Source organism: Empedobacter sp. UBA5528, assembly GCF_002426075.1.
In the GTDB taxonomy this organism is placed as follows: domain Bacteria; phylum Bacteroidota; class Bacteroidia; order Flavobacteriales; family Weeksellaceae; genus Empedobacter; species Empedobacter falsenii_B.
The window spans coordinates 24,981-31,185 of sequence record NZ_DINY01000032.1 but is presented as its reverse complement, the minus strand read 5'-3'; the positions used below and the strand labels follow the sequence as shown (position 1 = coordinate 31,185).

Here is a 6,205-nt window from a genome sequence, read left to right as displayed (position 1 = left end):
TTACCTAAATGCACTACGGGTAATAGTTCTGATCTTATAAATATAATGATAAAAAAGATAAAGTTTTTATATTTTTTTCTTTCCTTTGCATCCGATTAAGAGAAACCAAGTACTGCAAAGTACTTTTTTTGTATAAATAAACCTAAATGTTTGAGTTACATCTAAATAATCGAATAATAAATCAATCATTTTTTAAATGCATCGATAATTATTTCTTTTCTCAAAATCAATCAACCAAAACTTCTTCACGACAACATTTAAAATTTTGCAAGAATCGATTTCTTTTTATTTTAATTTCTGATAGGAAAATTTTATCTTTAAGGAAATTTTACGAGAACTCTTGCAATGGAAACATCAAACGAAATTAAAAAAAATAATAAAACAAAAATGCTAGTAATAGGAATTGCAGGAGGAACAGGTTCGGGAAAAACAACTGTTGTAAATAATATTTTAAGAGATCTTAACGCGGAAAGCGTTATCGTTATTTCTCAAGATAATTATTATAAAGATCATCCTGAATTATCTTTTGATGAACGTTCTAAGATCAATTTTGATCACCCAAGATCAATTGATTTCGAATTACTAAAAGAACATGTCGCTTTATTGAAAAATGGCGTATCAATAGAACAACCTGTCTATTCGTTTATTACGCATAGTCGCAAGGAAGAAACGATTTTAACACATCCACAATCGGTTATTATTGTAGAAGGAATTTTGGTATTGACTGACCCAGATTTACGCGATTTATTTGATGTAAAAATCTTTGTTCATGCAGATTCTGACGAACGTTTAATTCGTCGCGTACGCCGTGATATACAAGAACGTGGGCGCGATTTAGACGAAGTTTTAACACGTTATCAAAAAACGTTAAAACCTATGCATCAGCAATTTATAGAACCATCTAAAAACTATGCAGACATTATTATTCCGAATATGAAAAAGAAAAATTCTGTCGCAATCAAAGTTTTATCAACTGTAATTAAAGAAAAACTCAACTCGAAAACTACTGTATAATGAAAGAAAAATCGGAAGAAATCTTTGACAAAGAACTTACACCAGAAGTACCGAAAAGAAAAATTAAGGATACACGTGTATTCAAATTTGTTTGGAATCGTTACTTTGTTCTAACGGTTGCGTTTGCTGTTTGGATGATTTTTTTCGACCAAAATTCTTTTTTCGTACATCGCGAGTTGGATAAACAAATCAAATTATTAGAAGTTGATCAACAATATTACCAAGAACACTTGGATACTGAGTCTGAAAAATTAAATCAACTAAATAGTAATCCTGCTGAAATTGAAAGGATTGCAAGAGAAAAGCATTTCTTGAAAAAAGATGATGAAGATATTTTTATCATTCAGCAAGAAAAAGTTACGAAGCCGCAAAATAAAGAAAATGAGTAAGTTATTTGAAAATTTTGATTCTATTTCTGAAAAAGAATGGAAAAATAAAGTTCAAGTCGAGCTAAAAGGTTTAGAATATAATGAAACTTTGGTTTGGGGAACGAACGATCAAATAAATGTAAAACCATTATATACAAAGGATGATGTCGATTATTCGGCTGTACAACCATTACCAAAATCCTCAAAAGATTGGAAAATTATTTCGAAATATACTGGAAATAAAAACCAAGATTACAGCTTTTTGTATGGATATTTGATTAATCAAAATCAAATTGATTCATCGTTAGAACTTCCTAATTATCTAGATTTATTTATTAAATATAATGGAACTTCTGATTTAAAATCGCTTGAAAATCTTCCAAATCTGAAATATTTAGATTTAGATATTTATGGATATTTGGCACAGAATGGACTTTGGCAAAATGATTCAGAAAAAGCATCAAAAGAATTGGTGAAAGAAGCTTTGGCATTGAAAAATTTCGAAAAAGTAATTTCAATTCAAGGAGATGTTTATCAAAATGCTGGAGCAAATCATGTTCAACAAATTGCGATTACACTTGCACATGCAGTAGAATATTTAGAAAATTTTGGAGCTGATATTGCGGACAAAATTTATTTTAAATTTGCTGTTGGAAGTAATTATTTCTTCGAAGTTGCGAAATTAAGAGCATTTCGCTTTTTATGGAAAATGATTTTGGAGCAATATAATAAAGAAAGTGAAGCATTTATTTTCACTTCAACATCCGATCGCAATAAATCTAAATTAGATATTTACAACAACGTTATTCGCTCTACAATAGAAGCTTCTTCGGCTATCTTCGGATCAAGTGACGCTATTTTTGTTGGATCATATGATGAAGTTAATAAAGAGTCTGATTTTGGATTAGAATTAGCCGCAAAACAACAATTATTGTTACAAAAAGAATCTTATTTGAATCAATTTACTGATCCTGCTGCTGGTTCTTTCTACATTGAAAGTTTGACAAATCAAATGGCTGAAAATGCGTTAGAATTGTTTAAAACAATACAAAATGTAGGAGGTTTTGTAAATGCTTTACAAAATGAAACTATTCAAGATTTTATTTACACAAGCGCGAAAAAAGAGCAAAAAGATTTCGATGAGCAAACCATTAAATTAATTGGTGTAAACAAATTTAGAAACCCTGCAGATGTGATTGAGAAATCGCCAAAAGAAAAAGTGGTAAAACAAGCACTTTTTGTTCCGATTGTTCCAACTCGTTTGGCAGAAAAAGAGGAAAAAAAATAGTTTTTACATGAATTGGATGCCAATTTCATTAAAAGAACTTAATAATATAATCGAAACTTCAGTAGCTGTGATGGATACTGAAGTTTTGTGTTTAATAAAATAATATTTTACGTCAAAAAATAACATTTTGAATCCAACTATTTTAACAAAAGAATTTCAAGATTATCTGAAAATAATCGAACATGAAGACATCAAATCTATAGGTTTGAAAAAATCGTTGTTTGAAGAAATTTCTTCTGCTGAAATTGCACAACAATTGAAAGGAATTCAAGTTTCAAAACATAAATTTCCAACACTTTATTCGACAGAAAATATTTATTTTCCGCCTTCAATTAATTTGGAACAAGCAAGTTCAGAAGCCACAGCAAATTATAAATCAACTTTAGTTAAAGGAAAAAATTTGATTGATTTAACCGCAGGTTTTGGAATTGATACCATGGCTTTTGCAAAGAATTTTGACAAAGTATATCACATCGAACAAAATCCTGAATTGAGTGAGATTGTACAACATAATGCTAAAATTTTAGCGCCAAATTTAGAAACCTATACAGGAACTTTTCAGTCTTTTTTTGAAGAAAATCCTACATTAAAATTTGATGTTATTTATCTCGATCCAGCAAGAAGAAATTCGAGCGGAAGAAAATTTATTTTGGAAGATTTAGAGCCAAATATTTTAGAATGGATTCCAACTTTTTCCGAAAAAACAGAGAAAATTATCATCAAGCTTTCGCCTTTATTAGACATCACTTCTACCCTACAACAAATTGATTCAATTTTTGAAATACACATTGTTGCATTAAAAAATGAAGTGAAAGATTTTCTAATCATTTTAGATAAAAATTCTTCAACAAAAAACCCTTTGATAAAAGCTGTTAATTTAGAAAATAATCAATCCGAATTTTCTTTTCATTTTGAAGAAGAATATAGTGCGAATGCAAGTTTTGGAGGAATTCAACGTTATATTTACGAACCAAATGTTGCGATTCTAAAAACTGGTGCTTTCAAATTATTGAGCGAAAAATTCAATCTTCATAAACTTCATCAGAATACTCATTTGTATACTTCGAATGAACTTTTAGAGAATTTTCCTGGAAAAATTTACTTGATTGAAGAAGAAATTAAAAATCAAAAAAAAGAAATTCTAAAAACAAAAGCGAATTTATTAGTCAAAAATTACAATCAGCCAATAGACGTTATCAAGAAAAAATTCAAAATTATTGATGGTGGTACAACAACTTTAATTTTTACTCAAAGCATTGATGGTTTTCATATTCTAAAAACTTCACGAGTTTAGTTGGGTTTCGAAAAAAGTTGTGTTAATTTTATACAACAATTTTCAACCTTAAAAAATTACACTTGAAAATCATCAATAAAATTGAAAACTTTATCTACGGAGAAGCGCTTTCAGATGGCTTAAAAACTTCTTTAGCGATTATCATTCCGCCTATCGTAGCCAGCTTGTTTGGCGATTTATATGCCGGTGTAACGATAAGTCTTGGTGCAGTTTTAGCACACATGACGGATACACCTGGTCCATTTAAAGAACGCCGAAACCTGATGTGGCTTTCCGTGCTCTTGATTTTCCTTGTTTCATATTTCACCAAAACGATTAACAGTTACCCAATATTTCTAGGTATTTGTTTAACACTTATCGTATTCTTTTCTAACATGTTAACCGTTTGGGGACAACGTACAAGTGCGCTTGGAATGGTCATTATGATGTCAATGGTAATGAATATGAATGATTTACGACATGAGTTAAGTCCTCTTCATATTGCACTTTTTGTGACTGCTGGAGCAGCTTGGTACACTATTTTTAGCCTAGCTATTAGTACCTTTCGTCCTTATCGTATGGCGCAGCAAAACTTAGCTGATACAATGATTCATATTTCTGAATACATTCGAATCAAGGCTTCTATGTTTGATAAAGACTCTAATTACGATGATATTATCAAAAAATTAATCGATGAACATGTTGTAATTAACGAAAAACAAAGTTTAGTTCGTGAATTAGTTTTTTCGAACAAAAAATTGGTAAAAGACCTGACACCAATTGGGCGTTCGATTGTGTTTATTTTTTCTGATTTGGTGGATATATTTGAAAATGTAACAGCAAATCAATACGATTATGTGAAAATTCGAGAAGTTTACGGTGATACAAAAGCAATGCGCAAAATCTATAATTTAATGAATAAATTAGCGCATGAGCTTAAAATGATTGCTTATCATATTAACTCGAACAAACGTCCTAAACAACCTACTTTTGACTTTGAAGTTGAGTTGAAAAAGATTGATGATGCTATCAAAGAATTATATGCAGAAGGACAAAAACCAATCGTTTTATCTAAAATTTACATCAATTTAAAGCAAATTGTTTATAAAATAGAGTTTATCCATAAATTTTTCTATGATGATTCATTCACAGAAAAAAAGAAAAATCCACTGGATCATGCCGAACATTTTGAACCTACAGTTGATTATTCTTTACGAAAATTAAAAGATCATCTGAATCTAAAATCTTCAATTTTTAGACATGCAATTCGTGCATCAATTGTAATGTTATTAGCTTATGGTGTCACGTTTATTATTCCGATGACTTACCATAGTTACTGGATTTTGATGACAGTTTTAGTGATTTTAAAACCTGGTTTTAGCGTAACAAAAAAGCGAAACTTTCAGCGTTTGAAAGGAACAATTGGCGGTGGATTAGTTGGGGTTTTAATATTATTGATTATTCCTCAACACAGTATCCGATTTGCTTTAATGCTTATTTTCATGTTGATGGCTTACACTTTTATTCGTCATAAATATGCAATTGGTACATTTTATTTAACCGCATATATTCTTATTTCGTTTAGTTTTTATTCGCAAAAAGATTCATTGTATATTATTCAAGAACGTTTTATTGACACACTTGTTGGAGGATTTATGGCGTTTATTTCGAGTTATTTGATTTTACCAACTTGGGAAAAAAATAATATGAACGAATATATTCAAAAAGCATTGATTGCAAATTATGAGTTTATTTATTTGGTTTTTAAAAAATTAGCAGACAACGAAGTTTCTACAACTGATTATAAGTTAGCTAGAAAAGATGTTTTTATTGCAATGGCAAATATTAATTCAGTTTTTCAACGTGTAATTTCTGAACCGAAAGGAAAACAAGAAAATGCTAACGTACTGAATAAATTCACCATTTTCAACCAGTCATTTGTCTCATATTCAGTTGGTTTAGTTAAAATTTTAAAGAAAAACAATTCTGTTATTTTAACTTCAGAACACATTCGATTGATGAAGAAAATTTTGCAATTATTGTTACAAAACATTCGGCTTTATGGCGAATATGAAACAGAAAATTTACCTAAAACAATAGAATTTGGAGAAAAAACTGTTGCATATACTGAAATTGAAACAGAGGCTTTGCAAAATGATTCTGAACTGATTGAAGATCTATTAGAGTATTTATACGAGATTGCTTACGATTTCACAAAAGTTGGTCACGTTTTTGTGAAAGAACAACCGTTAAAAGAATAAT

Annotated in this window: 5 protein-coding genes; all 5 read left to right on the top strand. The window is 29.7% G+C overall.

What is annotated here, in order from left to right; all coding sequences use genetic code 11:
* The first annotated feature begins 345 nt into the window (after nucleotides 1-345).
* The 5 genes from udk to B4L98_RS07435 all read left to right on the top strand — a co-directional run bounded on the left by udk (nucleotide 346) and on the right by B4L98_RS07435 (nucleotide 6,204).
* Nucleotides 346-1,014, top strand: a complete 669-nt coding sequence (gene udk / locus B4L98_RS07455) for a uridine kinase (protein WP_260392473.1) — start codon at nucleotides 346-348, stop codon at nucleotides 1,012-1,014.
* Entirely contained in the window at nucleotides 1,014-1,403 is a 390-nt protein-coding gene (locus B4L98_RS07450; protein ID WP_221855581.1) for an FtsB family cell division protein, read from the top strand. The genes udk and B4L98_RS07450 overlap by 1 nt, the downstream gene beginning before the upstream one ends.
* The gene (locus B4L98_RS07445; RefSeq protein WP_219034475.1) at nucleotides 1,396-2,670 is read left to right on the top strand and encodes a methylmalonyl-CoA mutase family protein; all 1,275 of its coding nucleotides are present in this window, start codon (nucleotides 1,396-1,398) and stop codon (nucleotides 2,668-2,670) included. The genes B4L98_RS07450 and B4L98_RS07445 overlap by 8 nt, the downstream gene beginning before the upstream one ends.
* Before the next feature lie 127 nt (nucleotides 2,671-2,797).
* Nucleotides 2,798-3,964 (top strand): THUMP-like domain-containing protein, encoded by a 1,167-nt coding sequence (locus B4L98_RS07440; RefSeq protein WP_115001137.1) that lies wholly within the window; start codon nucleotides 2,798-2,800, stop codon nucleotides 3,962-3,964.
* A 62-nt stretch (nucleotides 3,965-4,026) separates the two neighbouring features.
* Nucleotides 4,027-6,204, top strand: a complete 2,178-nt coding sequence (locus B4L98_RS07435; RefSeq protein ID WP_286475347.1) for an FUSC family membrane protein — start codon at nucleotides 4,027-4,029, stop codon at nucleotides 6,202-6,204.
* Nucleotide 6,205: the final 1 nt, after the last annotated feature.

Coding starts and splice junctions, on each gene's coding strand:
- udk (WP_260392473.1), top strand. CDS start 346: ATGGAAACATCAAACGAAATTAAAAAAAATAATAAAACAAAAATGCTA.
- B4L98_RS07450 (WP_221855581.1), top strand. CDS start 1,014: ATGAAAGAAAAATCGGAAGAAATCTTTGACAAAGAACTTACACCAGAA.
- B4L98_RS07445 (WP_219034475.1), top strand. CDS start 1,396: ATGAGTAAGTTATTTGAAAATTTTGATTCTATTTCTGAAAAAGAATGG.